At 64.7% G+C, this 19,605-nt stretch carries 18 protein-coding genes and 1 riboswitch; of the genes, 9 read left to right on the forward strand and 9 right to left on the reverse strand.

What is annotated here, in order from left to right; genetic code table 11:
* Positions 1–3: 3 nt before the first annotated feature.
* The 3 genes from ybeY to miaB all read right to left on the reverse strand — a co-directional run bounded on the left by ybeY (position 4) and on the right by miaB (position 2,899).
* Positions 4–483, reverse strand: coding sequence for an rRNA maturation RNase YbeY (gene ybeY / locus INS93_RS05185; protein WP_160017125.1), 480 nt, complete (start codon positions 481–483; stop codon positions 4–6).
* Positions 476–1,468 (reverse strand): PhoH family protein, encoded by a 993-nt coding sequence (locus tag INS93_RS05190; RefSeq protein WP_192980709.1) that lies wholly within the window; start codon positions 1,466–1,468, stop codon positions 476–478. The genes ybeY and INS93_RS05190 overlap by 8 nt, the downstream gene beginning before the upstream one ends.
* An 87-nt stretch (positions 1,469–1,555) precedes the next feature.
* Positions 1,556–2,899, reverse strand: a complete 1,344-nt coding sequence (gene miaB, locus INS93_RS05195; protein WP_192980559.1) for a tRNA (N6-isopentenyl adenosine(37)-C2)-methylthiotransferase MiaB — start codon at positions 2,897–2,899, stop codon at positions 1,556–1,558.
* A gap of 189 nt (positions 2,900–3,088) precedes the next feature.
* Between miaB and INS93_RS05200 the strand changes: the two genes are divergently transcribed.
* Positions 3,089–3,412 (forward strand): DUF1820 family protein, encoded by a 324-nt coding sequence (locus INS93_RS05200; protein WP_013717157.1) that lies wholly within the window; start codon positions 3,089–3,091, stop codon positions 3,410–3,412.
* 108 nt (positions 3,413–3,520) lie between these two features.
* Here INS93_RS05200 and INS93_RS05205 read toward each other — a convergent pair whose 3' ends face one another.
* The 5 genes from INS93_RS05205 to INS93_RS05225 form a co-directional block, all read right to left on the reverse strand.
* On the reverse strand, positions 3,521–4,069 hold the full coding sequence (locus INS93_RS05205) for a tetratricopeptide repeat protein (RefSeq protein WP_160017128.1): 549 nt from the start codon (positions 4,067–4,069) through the stop codon (positions 3,521–3,523).
* A gap of 106 nt (positions 4,070–4,175) precedes the next feature.
* The gene (locus INS93_RS05210) at positions 4,176–4,808 is read right to left on the reverse strand and encodes a DUF6962 family protein (protein ID WP_160017129.1); all 633 of its coding nucleotides are present in this window, start codon (positions 4,806–4,808) and stop codon (positions 4,176–4,178) included.
* Positions 4,808–6,097: a glutamate-1-semialdehyde 2,1-aminomutase gene (gene hemL, locus INS93_RS05215; RefSeq protein ID WP_192980560.1), complete on the reverse strand. Its 1,290-nt coding sequence runs from the start codon at positions 6,095–6,097 to the stop codon at positions 4,808–4,810. Before hemL ends, INS93_RS05210 begins: the two co-directional genes overlap by 1 nt.
* Positions 6,098–6,119: 22 nt before the next feature.
* A complete protein-coding gene (gene thiE, locus INS93_RS05220; protein WP_192980561.1) occupies positions 6,120–6,743 on the reverse strand; it encodes a thiamine phosphate synthase in 624 nt (207 codons plus the stop codon).
* Positions 6,744–6,753: 10 nt separating this feature from the next.
* Entirely contained in the window at positions 6,754–7,551 is a 798-nt protein-coding gene (locus INS93_RS05225) for a hydroxymethylpyrimidine/phosphomethylpyrimidine kinase (RefSeq protein ID WP_192980562.1), read from the reverse strand.
* 143 nt (positions 7,552–7,694) lie between these two features.
* Here INS93_RS05225 and INS93_RS05230 point away from each other — a divergent pair, with 143 nt between their 5' ends.
* The 8 genes from INS93_RS05230 (at position 7,695) to INS93_RS05265 (ending at position 18,685) form a co-directional block, all read left to right on the forward strand.
* Positions 7,695–8,855: an MFS transporter gene (locus INS93_RS05230; protein WP_192980563.1), complete on the forward strand. Its 1,161-nt coding sequence runs from the start codon at positions 7,695–7,697 to the stop codon at positions 8,853–8,855.
* Positions 8,856–9,050: 195 nt separating this feature from the next.
* The gene (locus tag INS93_RS05235; protein ID WP_192980564.1) at positions 9,051–9,818 is read left to right on the forward strand and encodes an ABC transporter ATP-binding protein; all 768 of its coding nucleotides are present in this window, start codon (positions 9,051–9,053) and stop codon (positions 9,816–9,818) included.
* A gap of 2 nt (positions 9,819–9,820) precedes the next feature.
* Positions 9,821–11,797, forward strand: a complete 1,977-nt coding sequence (fhuB, locus tag INS93_RS05240; protein WP_192980565.1) for a Fe(3+)-hydroxamate ABC transporter permease FhuB — start codon at positions 9,821–9,823, stop codon at positions 11,795–11,797.
* On the forward strand, positions 11,794–12,684 hold the full coding sequence (locus tag INS93_RS05245; protein WP_192980566.1) for an ABC transporter substrate-binding protein: 891 nt from the start codon (positions 11,794–11,796) through the stop codon (positions 12,682–12,684). The genes fhuB and INS93_RS05245 overlap by 4 nt, the downstream gene beginning before the upstream one ends.
* Positions 12,685–12,775: 91 nt before the next feature.
* Complete coding sequence (locus INS93_RS05250) at positions 12,776–15,184, forward strand: hybrid sensor histidine kinase/response regulator (protein ID WP_192980567.1); 2,409 nt, start codon at positions 12,776–12,778, stop codon at positions 15,182–15,184.
* Positions 15,185–15,409: 225 nt separating this feature from the next.
* Complete coding sequence (locus tag INS93_RS05255) at positions 15,410–16,051, forward strand: TetR/AcrR family transcriptional regulator (protein WP_192980568.1); 642 nt, start codon at positions 15,410–15,412, stop codon at positions 16,049–16,051.
* Positions 16,048–17,697 carry an acyl-CoA dehydrogenase family protein gene (locus INS93_RS05260; protein ID WP_192980569.1) on the forward strand — a complete coding sequence of 550 codons (1,650 nt, stop codon included), beginning with the start codon at positions 16,048–16,050 and terminating at the stop codon, positions 17,695–17,697. The genes INS93_RS05255 and INS93_RS05260 overlap by 4 nt, the downstream gene beginning before the upstream one ends.
* Positions 17,698–17,749: 52 nt before the next feature.
* Positions 17,750–17,953: riboswitch (cobalamin riboswitch) on the forward strand.
* A gap of 51 nt (positions 17,954–18,004) precedes the next feature.
* The gene (locus INS93_RS05265; protein ID WP_192980570.1) at positions 18,005–18,685 is read left to right on the forward strand and encodes an energy-coupling factor ABC transporter permease; all 681 of its coding nucleotides are present in this window, start codon (positions 18,005–18,007) and stop codon (positions 18,683–18,685) included.
* 145 nt (positions 18,686–18,830) lie between these two features.
* Here the strand turns inward: INS93_RS05265 and INS93_RS05270 are convergent, their stop codons facing one another.
* Complete coding sequence (locus INS93_RS05270; RefSeq protein WP_192980571.1) at positions 18,831–19,559, reverse strand: hypothetical protein; 729 nt, start codon at positions 19,557–19,559, stop codon at positions 18,831–18,833.
* Between the last annotated feature and the right edge of the window lie 46 nt (positions 19,560–19,605).

Genomic DNA, 19,605 nt, shown 5'->3' on the forward strand with positions numbered 1-19,605 from the left:
GTTTTACTCGGGGTCCTTGTCAGGAGGGGATTCGTCGTCCGCATACGGGTCGGGATGACCCAGTTCGGCGAGCAATTGTCGTTCCAGTTCTTCCATCTCGAGGGCTTCGTCTTCCTCGATATGGTCATAACCCAGCAGGTGCAGGCAGCCGTGGATCACCAGGTGTGCCCAGTGCGCCTCCGGCGTCTTGCCTTGCTCGGCGGCTTCGCGCTCGACCACTGGCACGCAGATCACCAGGTCGCCCAACAGCGGAATATCGAGGATTCCGTCGGGGATCTCGGCCGGGAAGGACAACACGTTGGTGGCGTAGTCCCTGTGCCGCCAGGTGTGGTTAAGCTCGCGGCCCTCGGCCTCATCGACCAGGCGGATGGTCAGCTCGGAATCGGCCGTGCGCTGGCGCAGCGCCAGTTCGCACCAGCGGCGCAGCTGTGCTTCGTCCGGGTGCTGGCCGTCAGTGGCCAGTTGCAGGTCGAGCTCAAGCATCGTGACTGTCGACCTTGCCGTGCAGGCGCGCGTCATGGCGCTCGTAGGCTTCGACGATGCGCTGCACCAGCGGGTGACGCACCACGTCCTTGGGCTTGAAGTGGGTGAAGCTGATGCCGGGCACGTCACGCAGCACCTCGATGACGTGCGCCAGGCCGCTCTTGGTGCCGCGCGGCAGGTCGACCTGGGTGATGTCGCCGGTGATCACGGCGGTGGAGCCGAAACCGATACGGGTGAGGAACATCTTCATCTGCTCGACGGTGGTGTTCTGACTCTCGTCGAGAATGATGAAGCTGTTGTTAAGGGTGCGGCCGCGCATGTAGGCCAGTGGCGCGATCTCGATCACCTGCTTTTCGATCAGCTTGGCCACGTATTCGAAACCGAGCATCTCGTACAGCGCGTCATACAGCGGGCGCAGGTAAGGGTCGATTTTCTGCGCCAGGTCGCCGGGCAGGAAACCGAGCTTCTCGCCGGCCTCGACCGCCGGGCGCACCAGCAGGATGCGTCGCACCTGTTCACGCTCCAGCGCGTCCACCGCGCAGGCTACGGCCAGGTAGGTCTTGCCGGTACCGGCTGGGCCGATTCCGAAGTTGATGTCGTTGTCGAGGATCGCCTTGACGTAGAGCTGCTGGTTGGCACCGCGCGGCTTGATCACGCCCTTCTTGGTGCGTAGGGTCACCTGCGGCAGGTTGCTGGGGGTGACCAGCTCTTCGACGCCGGATTCCTGCAGGTACAGGTGCACCAGATCGGGCGACAGCTCGGTGGCCTTGGTTTCGCGGTACAGCTTGCGCAGCAGGGTTTCGGCGGCCTGGGTCTTTTCGGTGCTGCCGAGCATCTCGAACTGGTTGCCACGGTTGCGGATTTCCAGGCCGAGGCGCTCTTCGATCAGGCGCAGATGCTCGTCGAACTGGCCACAGAGATTGGCGAAACGGCGAGCCTCGAAAGGTTCGAGGGTAAAACGATGAGGTTCTAGAGAGGCGTTCAAGGTGATGGTGTGATCGTCACTTGTCTGGGTATGGAAAGGCAGCATAACGCCGGTCGCCCACAACGCAAAGTGTGGGCAATTACGGCTTTAGTTGAGGGTGCCGGCATCCAGCAGGGTGCCGCGCAGGGAGTGGGGCAGGGCGTCGTCGATGTGGACGTCGACGAACTGGCCGATCAGGCGCGGATTGTCGCAACGGAAATTGACGATGCGGTTCTGCTCGGTGCGGCCCTGGAGCATGCCCGGGTCTTTCTTCGAGTAGTCGCTGACCAGGATGCGTTGCACCGTGCCAACCATGCGTCGGCTGTTCTCGAAGCCGTTCTGGTTGATGCGATGCTGCAGCAGGGCCAGGCGTTGCTTCTTCACCTCGTCCGGGGTGTCGTCGACCAGGTCGGCGGCCGGTGTGCCGGGGCGCGAGCTGTAGATGAAAGAGAAGGAGAAGTCGAAACCGACGTCTTCGATCAGCTTCATGGTCTGCTCGAAGTCCTTCTCGGTCTCGCCGGGGAAGCCGACGATGAAGTCCGAGCTGATCAGGATGTCCGGCACGGCAGCGCGCAGCTTGCGGATGCGCGACTTGTATTCCAGGGCGGTGTGGTTGCGCTTCATCGCCGCGAGGATACGGTCGGAGCCGGACTGCACCGGCAGGTGCAGGTATTTGACCAACTGCGGGATCTCGGCGTGTGCCTGGATGATCGCGTCGGAGAACTCCAGCGGGTGACTGGTGGTGTAGCGGATGCGCTCGATGCCGTCGAGCGCGGCCACGGCATGCAGCAACTCGGCGAAGTCGGCGATACGGCCGTCCGGCGTTTCGCCACGGTAACCATTGACGTTTTGCCCGAGCAGGGTGATTTCCTTCACGCCTTTCTCGGTGAGGGAGGTGATTTCCATCAACACGTCGACCAGCGGTCGGCTGACTTCCTCGCCACGGGTATAGGGCACCACGCAGAAGGTGCAGTACTTGCTGCAGCCTTCCATCACCGAAACGAAAGCGCTGGGGCCGTCGACGCGCGGTTCGGGCAGGCGGTCGAATTTCTCGATCTCGGGAAAGCTGATGTCGACCTGCGCGGTCTTGGTCAGGCGTGCGGCGTCGATCATCTCCGGCAGGCGGTGCAGGGTCTGCGGGCCGAACACCACGTCGACATAGGGTGCGCGGTCGCGGATCGCCGCACCTTCCTGGCTGGCCACGCAGCCGCCGACGCCGATCACCAGGTCCGGGTTGGCCTGCTTCAGCTCGCGCCAGCGGCCGAGTTGGGAGAACACCTTGTCCTGCGCCTTCTCACGGATCGAGCAGGTATTGAGCAGGATGACGTCGGCGTCTTCGGGTTTTTCCGTGACCTCCAGGGCCTGATGCTCACCCAGCAGGTCGACCATGCGCGAGCTGTCGTACTCGTTCATCTGGCAACCGTGGGTTTCGATATAGAGCTTCTTGGTCATGGCACTGTCTGAGGTGGTTAAAAAATGACCGCGCATTATAGGCGTGTGCCAAAGTGGATGCTACCGCTCCGTTCCCGTAGCCCGGATGCAATCCGGGGCCTTGCGTCGTCCGTCCCCGGATTGCATCCGGGCTACGCATGCGGCGCTGTGCTATTCTGCGCGCCCCGTTTTTCCTCACTTCGAGTCTTCATGAGCAAGCGCGATCCCATCTACAAGGTGATTTTCCTCAACCAGGGTCAGGTGTACGAGATGTACGCCAAGCAGATCTATCAGAGCGATCTGTGGGGCTTTCTGGAAGTAGAGGAGTTCGTCTTCGGCGAGCGTAGCCAACTGGTGGTCGACCCCAGCGAGGAGAAGCTCAAGGCGCAATTCGAGGGTGTGGTGCGCAGCTTCGTGCCAATGCACGCGATCATTCGCATCGACGAGGTAGAGCGTCTGGGCACGGCGAAGATCAGCGAGGCCAAGGGCGGCGGCAACGTGATGCCGTTCCCCATGCCGATGCCGGACAAGTGAGCACAAGCCACAGGCTATAGCTAAGTAGGGTGGGCTTCAGCCCACCATCTTTATTGCGATGCCACTTGGTGGGCTGAAGCGGAACGCCGCCCGGCCAGCCCTGTGGGGTCAGGGCAGCGGCGCGAAGGGCGAGCGACCTTCGGCGGTCTGCAGCTCCAGCAGGTAGCTGCGGAAAATCTGCCCCAGCACCTGGCTGGCGATTTCCAGTTCATCGCGGCGCATCTGCGCCGATACCAGATCAGCGCTATCCATGGCTTCGTCCGAGCCATTGACCGATGCCATCTTCAAGACGATGTAGGCCTGCACGTTGTTGGCCGGTACGCCTTCGCCACGGAAGAACATGGTGCCCAGGCGCAGCTGGGCTTCTGCATGGCCCTGCAGTGAGGCGCGTTCGAACCAGGTCAGGGCCTGCTTGAGATCGCGTGGGGTGCGTTTGCCGTCGTAATAGTATTCACCCAGCTCATAAGCGGCCTGCATGTTGCCGGTGCGCGCCATTTCCTGGCAGCTTGCCAGGGCATCGGGCATTTCTTCGGGGGAGGCGTTCAGCGCGCAGCTGCCGCTGGCGGGGATCAGCAGGGAATTGCCGCCTGCAAACGCAAACAGCGGGAGGAAAAGCAACAGGCAGCCCAGTGACAGGGTGCGGCCGGTGCGGTTCATCTGGATAACGGGACCTCGGCAGTTCAGGTCGGGTGACGTGCCCGGTCGGCGCAGAACGTGCCGACCGTCGCATTATGGAATAAACCGCGCGCTTGTTACAAAGGCTTTACCCGGTCTGTCGTTTCGCGCTCCCCGGCAGGCTCAGCAGCAGCCATGCCAGCAGCGGATAAGCCGGCGCCAGCAGCACGTGAAACAGGTCGATGCGGCGCAGTGGCCCGATCACTCCGTTGGTGCCGACCGCCAGGCCGGCCAACAGAAACAGGCCCACCACCACGGCTGCGCTGATCACTGGCGCGCGGCGTGGCCATTGGACCGCGCCGGCATAGAGGATCAGTACCAGCGTGGCCAGGTTCAGCGCCAGGCGGTAGTCCTCCAGGTAGCCAAGCTGGCGGAACAGTTCGAAGAATGCACACAGCCCGAGCAGGATGCGCCCCCAGTTCGGCCGGCTCCAGGCCCAGCCGCGCCCCAGCGCCAATGCAGCAGCGCCGAGCAGTGGCAGGCCGAGAAAGCTGCTGGCCTGGCTCAGCCACAGGTGCGCGGGCTGCCAGCTTGGGTCGAAGCCGTAGCGAATCACACCGACGCTGGCCGCTGCGGCCGGCAGCAGGAAGCCGAGCAGGGCGCAGAACAGCGCCGGCTGGTCGCCCTCGCCGTAGCGTCCGCGCGCCCGACCGACAATCCAGACGCAGGCGGCGCAGGCCAGTGCCAGTAACGCATCACTGAAGGCAGTGCTGTATTGCATCAGTCTTTTTTCAGCTCGGCGAAGGCGCGCTCGGCGGCGGCGAAGGTAATTTCCAGTTCCTTGTCGCCGTGGGCAATGGAGGTGAAGCCCGCTTCGAAGGCGCTCGGGGCCAGGTATACGCCGCCGTCCAGCATCAGGTGGAAGAAACGGTTGAAGCGTGCGCTGTCGCTGGCCATCACGTCGGCGAAGGTGACGATGTCGTCGGCGCCGCTGAAGTACAGGCCGAACATGGCACCTGCCTGCGTGGTGACGAAGGGAATGCCGGCGGCATCGGCGCGCTCCTGCAGGCCGGCGAGCATGCGCGAGGTGTAGTCGGTGAGCTCGGTGTGGAAGCCCGGACGGCTGATCAGCTTCAGCGTGGTCAGGCCAGCGGCCATGGCCAGCGGGTTGCCCGACAGGGTGCCGGCCTGGTAGACCGGGCCGAGCGGGGCGATGCATTCCATGATCGCGCGCTTGCCGCCAAAGCAGCCCACCGGCATGCCGCCGCCGATGATCTTGCCGAAGGTGGTCAGATCCGGGGTGACGCCGTAGTGCGCCTGGGCACCGCCGAGGGCGACACGGAAACCGGTCATCACTTCGTCGAAGATCAGTACCACGCCATGCTTGTCGCACTGCTCGCGCAGGCCCTCGAGGAAGCCCGGCGCCGGCGGCACGCAGTTCATGTTGCCGGCCACGGGCTCGACGATGATGCAGGCGACTTCCTGGCCAACCTGCGCCAGGCATTCGGCCACGGCGTCGATGTCGTTGAACGGCAGGGTCAGGGTGTGCTTGGCGAAAGCCGCCGGCACGCCAGCGGAGTTCGGCACGCCCTGGGTCAGTGCGCCAGAGCCGGCCTTGACCAGCAGGCTGTCGGAGTGACCGTGGTAGCAGCCCTCGAACTTGATGATGCTGTCGCGGCCGGTATAGCCACGGGCCAGGCGGATGGCGCTCATGGTCGCTTCGGTGCCGGAACTGACCATGCGCACCATCTCCATCGACGGCACCAGGCTGCACACCAGCTCGGCCATCTCGGTTTCCAGCGCGGTCGGCGCGCCGTACGACAGGCCGTGCTGCAGCTGGCGACGCACCGAGTCGAGCACGTCCGGGTGGCTGTGGCCGAGGATCATCGGGCCCCAGGAGCCGACGTAATCGACGTAACGCTTATCGTCTTCGTCCACGACATAGGCGCCTTCGGCGTGCTTGAAGAACAGCGGCGTGCCGCCGACGCTGCGGAAGGCGCGCACCGGCGAGTTGACACCGCCGGGGATGTGTTTCTGGGCATTGGCGAAGAGGATTTCTGAACGGGACATGGCAGGTCTCTCTGGAAACGAATCAGACGAACAGCGCGGCAAAGGCGCGGGCGCGGTCTTCCACCTCGGTGGCGGAGTCCGCAGCGAACAGGGCGTGGATCACGGCGACCATGCTGGCGCCGCGGGTGATCAGGCTGGGCGCGGTGCTCAGGGTCACGCCGCCGATGGCGACGATGGGCTGGGCAAAACGCGCACGCGCCTCGTCCAGCAACTCCACGGTGGCAGCCGGAGCGCCGGGTTTGGTGTTGGAATTGAAGAAGCGGCCGAAAGCGATGTAACTGGCGCCCTCGGCGACGGCGCTCTCGGCCAGTTCCAGTTGGGCATGGCAGGTGCCGCCGATCACGGTGTCAGCGCCGAGGCGGGCGCGGGCGGCGGCCAGCGAGCCGTCGCTCTGGCCCAGGTGCAGGCCGACGCCCAGGCGTGCAGCCAGCTCCAGGTCATCGTTGATGATCAGTGTGGCGCCGTGGCGCTGGCACAGCTCGGCCAGGGCCTGGGCTTCGTCGAAGCGGCGTGCAGTGTCGCCCGACTTGTCGCGGTACTGCAGCAGACGTGCGCCGCCGACCAGCGCCGCTTCGGCGTAGGGCAGCAGCTTGCCGCCGGCCAGCAGTGGTGTGTCGGTGATGGCGTAAAGACCGCGCAGGTTCACGAACGGCTCTTCACTGGGAAAAATCCAAAGGCAGACGGCGCGGCACGTACTGGCCGTGGCCGGGTTGCTCGGCGTCGCGCAGGGTGCGCCAGGTGTAATCCAGGGCGCTTTTCACGGCACTCACCAGTTCCTCGCCCAGCGCCAGGCGGCCGGCCAGGGTGCTGGCCAGGGTGCAGCCGGAACCGTGGTAGCTGCCCGGCAGGCGTGCGCAGGTGAATGTGTGACGGCTGCCGTCGCGGCAGTACAGGCGGTTGTGCACTTCGGCTTCGTCGCCATGGCCGCCGGTGATCAGCAGGTGCTCGATGAAAGGCAACAGCTTTTCGGCGCATTCGTCGGCGCTGCCTTGCGGCAACTCGGCGAGGATGCGCGCTTCCGGCAGGTTCGGTGTGGCGATGGTGGACGCGGCGAACAGGCGCTCGCGCATGGCATAACCGACGTCGTCCTTGCCCAGCGAGCCGCCGCCGCCCGCGCGCAGTACCGGGTCACAGACCAGGGGTACACCCGGCAGTTGGCTCATCACCTCGAGCACGGTGTCGACCATGTCCACTGAGCCGAGCATGCCCAGTTTGACGGCGGCCACCGGCATGTCGGCGATTACCGCGCGGGCCTGGGCCAGCACCCAGTCGCGGTCGAGCACGCGGAAGTCGGAGACGTTGACGGTATCCTGCACGGTCAGGGCGGTCACCGTCGGGGCGGCGTGGCAACCTTGAGCCAGCAGGGCTTCGATATCGGCCTGCAGGCCGGCACCACCGCTGGGGTCGTGACCGGACATGCAGAGCACTACGGGGCGGGAGTTTGGCGTTTTCATGGTGCGCGAGCTTATCACTAACAGGCCTTGAGTCGCTGCACGCCATGCCGGTTGGTAGCCTTTCTGATTCTCGTCTGTATTGGCATTAATCGGGTTGGGAATGGCATCATGCGCGGCCCTGCCGCCTTGCCCGAATGCCTCCGATGACGCTGCGTACCTGCCTGATCATGATGACCGCCCTGGCGGTGATCACCGATAACCTGATCATTCCTTTTTATCCGCAGTATTTCGCCGAGCGTTTCGACAACCCGCCGGAGCAGCATGTCGGCCTCTATCTGGCTGTGGTCAGCCTGGTGGTGATGTCGGTGTTCCCGCTCTGGGCGCGCCTGGCCAAGCGCGTGCACCCGGTGCGCATCCTGATCAGCGCGCAGCTAATGGCCGGCAGCCTGACCGCTGCCTGCTATTTCATCGACTCGCTGCCGCTGTTCTGGGTGGTGTCGCTGCTGATGGTGGTGTTCAAGGGCAGCTACCTGCTGATGTACCCCTACGTGATGAGCCTGCAGCAGCAGGACAACCACACTCAGACCATTGGCACGTTGTCGGTGGTGGTGCACTTCGGCGCCATTCTCGGCGCCGCGCTGGGTGGCCTGATTCTGCAGATCATGAACATCGGCGACGTGTTCCTGGTGATGGCCGCCGGCGACTTCATCCAGATGGCCATCTGCATGCATCTGGTGCGCGGCTACCTGCCGGCACCGGGTGAGCAGCCGGCGAACGAAGAGGCACCGGTGAGAAACGAGTCGCGCAGCCTGCCGGCCATCTACCGGCTGTGCCTGGTGATGCTGCTGTTCTATTTCGTCGGTTACGTCACCCGGCCGTTCTTTGCCGTTTATTGGCAGCAGGTGGCGCACTGGAACAGCGAGATGGCGGCCGGCTTCGTCTATGCGCTGCCCGGCGCCGTGGCGGTGCTGGCGCTGTGGTGGGGGCGCCGCGCGACCAAGCAGGGCAACACCCGTGAGGGCATTCTTGCCGGTTTGCTGCTGGGCGCGGCGGCCACCTTCATACAAGGTTTCGGTGATCAGTGGCTGATCCTGCTCGGCCGCGTGCTGTTCGGCTGGGCGCTGTATCAGGTCACCGTGCGCCTCGATGCCTTGCTGTTCGAGCTCAGTTCGCCAGAGCACTATGCGGTGGACTTCAGCAAGATCAACATCTTCCAGTGCCTGGGCAACATGGGCTCGGCCTATGGCGCGGGCCTGCTGGTCAGCCATTACGGCCAGGCCATGCCGTTCTGGGTCGGTGCCGTCGGCCTGCTGCTGACCGCTGCGCTGTTTCCGGTGCTGGTGCGCAAGCCTAAGGCGGCCTGAGTCTTTAATGGCGAATGATAATTTGATGCAGGTGCGTATCGATGATTAAATTCGCCCTCTGTTACAGCCGTCGTCGTCCGGGTTCACCGCGATGCAAGACCTCCATCACCTGCTCGATGTGATTTGTCCCAGCCTGCCCTGGCGTGCCGGCCATCGCCGGGCACCGATTGGCCTGCCCAAGGAGCTGGCCCAGGCATGCTGAACCTGCGTGATATCGAAGTCCGTCGTGGCGAGCGGGTGACGCTTGCGGTGGACGAGCTGCATCTGGAAGGTGATCGCTTCACCGTGATCCTCGGCCACAACGGCTCGGGCAAATCGACCCTGATGAACCTGCTGGCACGTCAGTTGGAGCCGACCCGAGGTTCGCTGCAGCTGGACGGGCGTGCTCTGGAGGGTTTTTCCGCCCGTGACTTTGCCCGGCGCGTGGCCTTCCTGCCGCAGCATCTGCCCGATGTCGCCGGCCTGACCGTACGTGAACTGGTGCGCCTGGGGCGCTTTCCCTGGCGCGGGCTGCTCGGTCGCTGGCGCGCCGAGGACCATGCGGCCGTTGACCAGGCGCTGGCCCAGACCGATGTCGCCCACTACGCCGATCACCTGGCCGACAGTCTCTCCGGCGGCGAGCGCCAGCGCGCCTGGGTCGCCATGCTGCTGGCCCAGCAATCGCCGCTGCTTTTGCTCGACGAGCCGACCTCGGCGCTGGACCTGGCCCACCAGTACGAGTTGATGGGCCTGCTGCGCCAACTCAATCGCGACAGCGGACGCGGCATCGTCGCCATCCTCCACGACATCAACCTCACCGCGCGGCATGCCGACCGGGTGATCGCTCTCAAGCAGGGGCGGATCTTCTTCGACGGCAGCCCGGACGAGCTGCTCAGCGGGCCGTTGCTCAGCCAGCTCTATGACATCGATATCGAACTGATCGAGCAGCCCGGCAGCGCCCGCAAGATTGCCGTGGTGGCCTGAGCATGACGGCTGTTTCGGCGCCGTCACGCCACCTTCTGACGCTGCTCGCGTTGCTGCCCCTGGCACTGCTGCATCTGTGGCTGGCGGCCGATCTTGATCCGTTCGAACTGTGGGCGATGCTCGATTCTGCCGAGCACGGCTTCGCGTTTCTCCAGCTGCAATTGTCAGCGCTGCCCAGGCTGAGCATGGCGCTGCTGACGGGCGCTGCGCTGGGTTTGTCCGGCAGCCTGCTGCAGCAGATCACGCAGAATCGTCTGGTTTCCCCCATGACCATCGGCGCCTCGTCCGGGGCATGGCTCGGGCTGGTCCTGGCCACCTTGCTGGTGCCGGCGTTCGCCGCCAATCACGGGCAGTGGGCGGCGCTGGTTGGCGCGCTGGTGGCGGTCGGCCTGGTGCTGCTGATTGCCGGGCGCAGCGGCATTGGCGGGCTGCCGTTGGTGCTGGGCGGCATGGCCATGAACTTGCTGCTCGGTGCGTTGGCCGCCGGGCTGGTGCTGATCAACAACCAGTACACCCAGGGCTTGTTCGTCTGGGGCGCGGGGGACCTGGCGCAGATCGACTGGCACTGGGTGCAGTGGCTGTGGCCCAAACTGTTGCTGGCAGTGCCGCTGCTGATTCTGGCGCCGCGACCGTTGAGCCTGCTGCAGCTTGGTGGCGATGCTGCCCAGGCCCGTGGTCTGGCGCTGTGGCCGGTGATGCTGGTGCTGTTTCTGGCGGCGCTGTGGCTGTGCTCGGTGTCGATCACGGCGGTCGGCCTGATCGGTTTCATCGGCCTGCTCACGCCGAACATGGCGAAGATGCTCGGCGCCCGCACGGCGCGTGACGAGCTTTTCTACAGCGCACTGCTCGGCGCCTTGCTGCTACTCGGCACTGACGTTCTGGCGCTGCTGGCCAATAGTGTCAGCGGCCAGATGGTACCCAGTGGTGCCGCAGCAGCGTTGATCGGTGCGCCGGTACTGTTGTGGCTGGCGCGCCGGCACCTGGCGGCGGAAGACCCGCGCGGCCTGCAGTTGCCGCGAGGCGCCGAGCGTTTCAGCTGGCGCAGTGCGCTGTGGGTGGCGGCCCTCGCCCTACTGGCGTTGACCGTGGCGCTCGGGCTGGCGCGTGGTGTCGACGGCTGGCGTCTGCAGTGGCCGTCGGCGCTGGTCTGGTCGCTACGCTGGCCGCGCGTGCTCACTGCGGCTGCAGCTGGCGCCGGCTTGGCGATTTCCGGTCTGTTGCTGCAGCGGCTGCTGCGTAACCCGCTGGCCAGCCCGGATATCCTCGGCCTTTCCGCGGGGGCCACCTTGGCGGTGATGCTGGCACTGATCGTCTTCGGTGGCACGGTGTTCGGCGCGGTCGCACCGCTGGCGGCCTTCGTCGGTAGCCTGGCGGTGCTGGCAGTATTGATGCTGCTGGGGCGGCGCCATCACTACTCACCGGCGTTGATGGCGCTGTTGGGGATTTCCCTTGGCGCGCTGCTCAACGCTGCCTTGCAGTTCGTGTTGGCCAAGGGGACTGGGGACTCGTTCGCGTTGCTCGGCTGGCTGGCCGGCTCCACCTATCGCGCCACACCCGCGCAGGCGTTGTGGCTGACATTTGGCGTGCTGCTGTTCGGCGCCCTGGCGCTGCTGTTTCAGCGCGCGCTGACGCTGATCGGCATCGGCGACGGAGTAGCCGCCAGCCGTGGCCTGAACGTGCCGCGCTTACGGTTGGCGCTGCTGGTGCTGGTGGCACTGCTGTGTGCGCTGGTCACCAGCCTGCTCGGGCCGGTGGCGTTCCTGGGGCTTTTGGCCCCGCATATCGCGGTGATGCTCGGCGCGCGTCGGGTGATGCCGCAGCTGTTGCTGGCAGCCTCGCTGGGCGCGGTACTGATGCTGCTGGCGGACTGGGTCGGTCGCACCTTGATCTTCCCGCTGCAGATTCCGGTGGGCATTGTTGCGTCGGTGTTATGTGGGGGCTACTTCGTCTTCCTGCTCATTCGTGGGAGGTTGGCGTGAAGCGTTGGTTGCTTGGCTTTCTACTGCTTTGGCTGACGCCTGCCTGGGCCAGCGCCGCGCCACGGGTGGCGGCATTGAGCTGGGAGGCCACCGAGCACCTGCTGATGCTCGACGTGACCCCGCTGACCGTGGCCGATGCCGGCGACTACCGCGCCTGGGTGGTGCGGCCAATGCTGCCTGAAGGTGTGCCGTCGGCCGGCTCGCGCCTGGAGCCCAACCTCGAGTTGCTGGCCGAGTTGCAGCCCGATCTGATCGTCATTGCGCCTTTGCTGGAGGACATTCGTCCGTTGCTCGAACGTATCGCACCGGTGCAGGTGTATCAGGGTTTCAGCCAGGAGCATGACAATCAGCAGGTGCAGCGCGAGGCGTTTCTCGATCTGGCGCGCTCGCTGGGGCGCGAGGCGCTGGCCGAGCAACGCCTGCAGGCGATGGACGCCGAACTGGCGCAGTTGCGTGAGCAGCTACGGGCACATTACCGGGAGCGCCTGCCGGCGGTCACGGTGATTCGGTTCTCGTCGCCGACAGCCGCCTTCATCAATGGCCCCAACTCCATGCCGCAACATGCGCTGGCGCTGCTCGGCCTGCAGCAGGCCATGGACCTGGCGCCAAGCCCCTGGGGCACCACTCAGGTACCGATCACTGCGCTCGGTCGCATCAAAGAGGGTGTCGTGCTGCATATCGAACCCTTTGCCCAGGAGGCGCAGTTGTTCGCCTCGCCACTGTGGCAGGCGATGCCTTTCGTGCGTGAGCAGCGCTTCGCCGCGATGCCCTCGACCTGGACCTATGGCGGCGTATTTTCCCTGCAGTACCTGGCCGAGGCCATAGGTGAAGCGCTGCTTAAACTGCCGTCTGAATCTGGAAAAGCGACCCAACAGTCCCTAGAGTAGGGCGATTCGAATATAAGTCTGCCGTGCGTGACGGTGCCATCTGATGGGCTAATGGGGGCCTGGGCACCGTTCGACAGGGTTCTGGAGTCGTATGTACCGGCTGCTCCTGCTCATCGTGAGCTTCGTTTTTTCCTCGCTCGTGGGCGCCGTTACCTTCGACGAACAGACGCGTGCACTGCCGCTGGGGCAGAGCATGTACGTGTTCGAGGACGTACGTGGCGACGCCAGCATCGACGATGTTGCCTCGCCGGCCGTGCAAGGCAGTTTCCGCCTGCATGACAAGCCTGTGCTCAATGCCGGCTATTCGCGTTCGGTGTTCTGGCTGCGACTGGATATGCACTACCTGCCGCAGCAGGCGCAGGGCCCGCGCAACTGGTTGCTGGAGCTGGCCTATCCGCCGCTCGATCATCTGGAGCTGTATCTGCCGAGCGAAGCCGGCGGCTTCGCCCTGGCTCAACGTACCGGCGATGCCTTGCCCTTCGACAGCCGGCAGATCCGGCAGAACAACTACCTCTTTGAATTGAACCTCGAGCCAAACCAGGAAAAGCGCATTTATCTGCGCCTGGAAAGCCAGGGCTCGATCCAGGCGCCGTTGACCCTGTGGGCGCCCAATGCCTACCTGGAAGAGCAACCGGGACGCATCTACGTGCTCGGCATCATCTACGGTGTGTTGCTGGTGATGCTGGTCTACAACCTGTTCATCTTCCTCAGCGTGCGCGACACCAGCTACCTTTATTACATTCTCTACATTGCCTCGTTCGGCCTGTATCAGGTCTCGGTCAACGGTGCCGGCATCGAGTATTTCTGGCCCAACAGTCCCTGGTGGGCCAACGCCGCAACCCCCTTCCTGATCGGTTCGGCCGCCTTGTTCGGCTGTCAGTTCGCCCGTAGTTTCCTGCACACCTCCGAGCATAGTCCCTGGGTCGACCGCCTGTTGTTGCTGCTCATGGCCTGTGGTGCCGTGGTGATGATCCTGGCACTGAGCGTCAGCTATGCGACCGCACTGCGTCTTGCCACCTACCTTGCGCTGTTGTTCACCGTGGTGATCTCCGCTGCCGGGGTATTGGCCTGGCTGCGCGGCATGCGCGTGGCACGCTACTTCATCTTCGCCTGGACCGCCTTTCTCATCGGCGGCCTCGTCAACACGCTGATGGTGCTGGGCTACCTGCCGAATGTCTTTCTCACCATGTACGCCAGCCAGATTGGCTCGGCGCTGGAGGTGGGCCTGCTGTCGCTGGCGCTGGCCGACCGCATCAACGCGATGAAGGAAGAACGTACGCGCATTCTCCAGGAGGCCGGACGCAAGCTCGAAACGCTGAACCAGGAACTGGCGGACAGCAACCGCTTCAAGGACGAATTCCTCGCCACCGTGACCCATGAGCTGCGTACGCCGATGAACGGGGTAATTGGCTCACTGGAGCTGATGCAGACGGTGAAGATGGACATCGAACTGGAGCAGTACCAGAAGACCGCAGCAGCGTCCGCACGCGACATGATGCGCATGGTCAACGACATCCTCGCGCTCACCGAGCTGCAGGCCGGCAAACTCTATCCGCGACGTGAGACGTTCAGCCTGCGTGGGCTGTTCGATGGCCTGCGTGCCCAGTATGCGTCGCGCGCCGAAGACAAGGGGCTGACGTTCACCCTGGAGCTCGATGACAACCTGCCCGACACCCTGGAAGGGGACGCGACCAAGCTGGCGCAGGCGCTGGGCTATTTGCTGGACAACGCCATCAAGTTCACCAGCGAGGGCGGCGTGACGTTGCAGGTCGGCCGGGCCGGCAACGTGGGGAGCAACCTGCCACTGAGTGTGGTGGTCAGCGACAGTGGTATCGGTTTCGTCCATGAGGGCGATCTGTATCAGCGCTTCCACCAGCTCGACGGTTCAATGACCCGCAAGTACGGCGGTTTGGGCATTGGCCTGGCGATCTGTCGGCAACTGGTCGATCTGCTGGGTGGCAGTCTCAGTCACGAGTCTCAATCGGGGCAGGGCAGTCGTTTTCGCCTCGATGTGCCGCTGACTCTGCCGCTGCAACCACAGGCCAGCGATGTACGCCCGGCACGGCCGCGGGGTGGGGCGCTGCAGCGCCAGGCACAGCAATGCACGGTATTGATCGTCGAGGACAATGCGATCAACCAGCTGGTTACCCGCGGCATGTTGCTCAAGCTCGGCTACCGCGTGCGCACTGCCGACAACGGTGCCGAGGCGCTGGAGTTGCTGCGCGGCGAGACGGTCGATGCAGTGCTGCTCGACTGCCAGATGCCGGTGATGGACGGTTTTGCCACCTGTCGCGCACTGCGCGCCCTGCCGGGCTGCGCCGAGTTGCCGGTGCTGGCGATCACTGCGCACAGTCACAGTGGCGACCGCGAGCGCTGTCTGGCTGCGGGCATGAGCGACTACCTGGCGAAGCCGGTGAAGTTCGACGAGTTGCGCGTGCTGCTGCATGACTGGGTGCTGTGCCGCCCGGCGACGGTTTCCGGTGGCGCCGCTCCGGTCTGACACTTCTTCGCAGGGCGTAATCAAGTCGCTGCGCCCCGTAGGAGCCGGCTTGCCGGCGATGCTTGGCGCCTGTCAGATCGATGATCGCCAGCAAGCTGGCTCCTACAAGTGCAGCTTTGCACGAGCAACCTCTTTCCCGATTCGGCGGCAGGTTTGGCCGTATCGCCCCTTTAGCCATGGTCTGAATCCTGATTCACTGGGCGCAGGTGAATCAGGATTCAGATCATGGCTTATCGCACCACCGAAGCTCGACTCGACCGCGACCAGGCGTTGCGCGCGCGTATTCTCGACTGCGCCCTGCTGCGTGTTGCCGAGGGTGGTTTCGCCGCTTTGACCATGCAGGCGCTGGCCGACGATGTCGGCATCGCCACCGGCAGCCTGTATCGCCACTTTCGCAGCAAGGGTGAACTGGCCGCCGAAGTCTTTGCCAGCGCCAGCCAGCGTGAGGTGGATGCTCTGGCAGCTGCCTTGCGCGGGCCGGGCCGCCCCAGTGAGCGTCTGCGCATCGGCCTCGAGCAGTTCGCTGCCCGCGCCTGGCATAGCCGCCGTCTGGCCTTTGCGTTGATCGCCGAACCGGTCGACCCCGAAGTCGACGAGCAGCGCCTGCTCTATCGCGAAGCCTACGCCGAACTGTTCAGTGACCTGCTGGAGGAGGGCGCCGCTGCCGGCGAGTTTCGAGTCGAGCCGATCAGCCTGATGGCGGCCTGTCTGGTCGGCGCCATTGCCGAAGCGCTGGTGGGGCCGCTGTCGCCACCTGCCCGCGCCGCTCGCGAAGCGGGCCAACCCACTCTTGAGCTGGCGCAGGTCAGCGCCAGCCTTGCCACCTTCTGCCTGCGCGCCGTCGGCGCCGAGGAGCCCGCGCGATGAAACCCAGTCTGCACGCCGAAACCCATGAAGTGTTCAACCAGGTGCCGAGCCTCGATGGCGCCAATCTCTATCGCCTCGACCTGCCGTTGCAGGAGTGGATTCGCCGCTACGACGGCGCCTGGGCGGATGAACGCTTGAGCGCTTATGGCGCCCTGGCAGGCGGTGCCCTGATGCAGGCCGGCTTTCTCGCCAACGAGAACAAACCGGTGTTCAAGAGCCACGACCGCTACGGCAACCGTATCGATCTGGTGGAGTTTCACCCGGCCTACCACGAACTGATGCGCACGGCGGTGGAGCACGGCTTGCCGTCGCTGCCCTGGACAGATCCGCGCGCCGGCGCTCATGTCGCCCGCGCCGGGCTGACCTATATGCACAGTCAGGCCGAAGCGGCCAGCGGCTGCCCGCTGACCATGACCTTCGCCGCTGTGCCGGCCATCCGCCTGCAACCCAACGTGGCCGAGCAGTGGCTGCCGAAGATCCTCGCCAGTCAGTACGACCCACGCAACCTGCCGATGGAGCAGAAGGCCGGCGTCACCATCGGCATGGCCATGACCGAGAAGCAGGGCGGCACCGATGTGCGCGCGAATACCACGCGGGCCTATCCCATCGGTCTTGGCGGGCCGGGACAGGGCTATGAACTGGTGGGCCACAAATGGTTCTGCTCGGCACCGATGTGCGACGCCTTTCTCACCCTGGCGTACACCGACAAGGGCCTGTCGTGCTTCCTGCTGCCGCGTCACCGGCCGGATGGCACGCGCAACGCGTTCTACATCCAGCGTCTGAAGAACAAGCTGGGCAACTGGGCCAACGCCTCCAGCGAGGTGGAATATCGAGGTGCCTTCGCCTGGATGCTCGGCGAGGAAGGACGTGGCGTGCCGACCATCATCGAGATGGTGGCCATGACCCGCTTCGATTGCATGGTCGGCTCCAGCAGCCTGATGCGCCAGGCGCTGACCCAGGCCGCGCACCACTGCGCACACCGCCAGGTCGGCGGCAAGCTGCTCGCCGACCAGCCGCTGATGCAGAACGTGCTGGCCGACCTGGCGCTGGAGAGCGAAGCCGCGCTGGCGCTGTGCATGCGCATGGGCCGTGCGCTCGATAACCCGCATGACGCGCAGGAAGACAAGTTTGCCCGCCTGGTCACTGCGGTGGGCAAGTACTGGATTTGCAAGCGCGCGCCGGAAATGATCTACGAGGCCAGCGAGTGCATGGGCGGCGCCGGCTACGTCGAGGAAACCATCATGCCGCGCCTGTATCGTGAAGCGCCGGTCAACTCGATCTGGGAAGGCTCGGGCAACGTGCAATGCCTGGACGTGCTGCGTGCCCTGTCCAAGGAGCCGGGCGTGCTCGACGCGCTGTTCGCCGAGCTGGGTGATGGCCACGGCGATGCCCGCTTGAAAGCGCATATCCAGAGGCTCAAGGCAGATTTCGCTGATACGGCCGATATCCAGTACCGCGCCCGCCAGCTCACCGAAGACATGGCCGTCGCGCTGCAGGCCAAGCTGCTGCTGGAGGCGGGCAACGCTACCGTCTCCGATGCCTTCATCGCCAGCCGCCTGGAAGGCCGTGGTCGCGTCTACGGCACCCTGCCGCGCGGTGTTGACGTCGAGGCGCTGCTGGCGCGCAGCACGCCCCACCTGGCCTGAGCGAGTGCCGAGGGCGGATTGCCTGGTGCGCTGTTTTTTAGCCGGGCAGGCGAGTAATCTTGCGGCCGATGGTTCTGCGTGCACGCTTGTGACGCGGATGAAAAGGGAACAGGGTGCGGCGAATCTCGCCAATGCCCTGGCTGCCCCCGCAACTGTAAGCGGCGAACGATGCCCTCATGCCACTGACTTCGGTCGGGAAGGCGGGCGAAGTGTCAAGCCGTGAGCCAGGAGACCTGCCATCGACAACGGGCGTTTCGCCCACCCTCCATCCGAATCGTCGCGCGGTGGGCGCGGCAAAGGAACTCGCATGCATATCGAACCGGACGTCGTCGAAGGCGCCAAGATCCTGCTTAGCTACGCAACGGCCGTCACTGCCTTCGGCCTGACCGCCAAACTCGCCCTGGACAGCGTACGCAACAACGGCGGTGTCGCTGCCCTGGCGCTGCGCAGCCTGCTGACCACCGCCCTGGTGTTCTGCTTTTTCGAAGTGTTCCCGCATCATGCGGTGGGCGTTTCCGAGGTTCATCTGATCCTCGGTTCGACCCTGCTCCTGCTGTTCGGTGCCGGTGCCGCGGGCATTGGCCTGGCGGCAGGTCTGCTGCTGCAAGGGCTGCTGTTCGCCCCGTTCGACCTGCCGCAGTACGGCATGAACGTCACCACGCTGTTGATCCCACTGTGGGGCATCAGCCTGCTGGCCAAGCGCATCGTCGCGCCGGGCACCGCCTACATCGATCTTTCCTACAAGCAGGCGCTGGCGCTTTCGACCGCTTATCAGGGCGGCATCGTTGCCTGGGTGGCGTTCTGGGCCTTCTACGGCCACGGTTTCTCCAGCGAAAACCTGGCGGCCGTGGGCAGCTTCGGCCTGGCCTACATGAGCGTGATCCTGATCGAACCGCTGATCGACCTGGGCGTGCTGGCCGCTGCCAAGGCGCTGTCGCGTTTCAGTCAGGGGCCGCTGTTCAACGTGCGTCTGCACCAGCCGGCCTGACCTCGTCGCTCTGACGGTCATGCGCTAAGAAGCGTTCTGGATGATGAAAGCCTGTGCTGCATGCCTGCCCTCATCCGGCGCTTCGCGCCACCTTCTCCCGGAGGGAGAGGAGCATTAAGGAAGGCGTCGCTGCGCGACTTTTGCGCTAACGGCGGCGCTGCCAGATCATCTTGCCGGTATTGCTTTCGGTGACCAGGTACGGGTCGCTGAAGCGGTAATAGGCGGCGGGTTGATAGTCGGCGGCGCCTGTCAGGCGCACCATCAGCATGCCGTCCTGGCTGCGCCAGTGGCCGCTGTACTGCACCTCGCCAGGGCTGTCGTAGTTCCAGTCGTTGCCGCCGCCGACCGAGCGAGCCCACTGGGTGACGCTGCCATCGGCGTTCAACTGCAGGGTCATCAGGGTGTTGAACGAGGCGAAGTTGGTGCCGCCGCTGTTGATGATCTTCTCATGCATCCAGATGCCGACCAGTGCCGGGTCCCTAGCGCCTGCACTGGATGGCGTCGCCGCCGTTGCCGCCGTTTCGCGATGGAACAAGGCCTGGCGCTCCAACACTTCGCCGTTGCGTGGATCGCGCGCGGCGATGCTGGTATTGAGCATGGCATTGGCATAGGTGGCGTTCATGTTGGCCAGTAGCAGACCGGTCTGTGGGTCGCTGATTTCGGCACGCAGCAGCTTGCCGTCGTAGCGGCCTTTGACGATCAGGCGCAGGCGCTGGCTTTCCACATACTCGCCTTCTACCACGGCGCCGCTCTGACGCAGGATCAGCTCGCTTGGCTGGCCGTCGAGGGTTGCCCGGTAATGACCGTCGAGTTCACCGGCCTGAATGCTTGAGCATGAGGCCATGGCCAACAGCAGAACGATTGCACGGGGCATGATGGTGACCTCTGACGAGTTGATCCAAGCCTAGTCGCTAGCAGTG

Origin of the sequence: Pseudomonas sp. EggHat1 (genome assembly GCF_014892995.1) — a bacterium.
In the GTDB taxonomy this organism is placed as follows: Bacteria; Pseudomonadota; Gammaproteobacteria; order Pseudomonadales; family Pseudomonadaceae; genus Aquipseudomonas; species Aquipseudomonas chaetocerotis.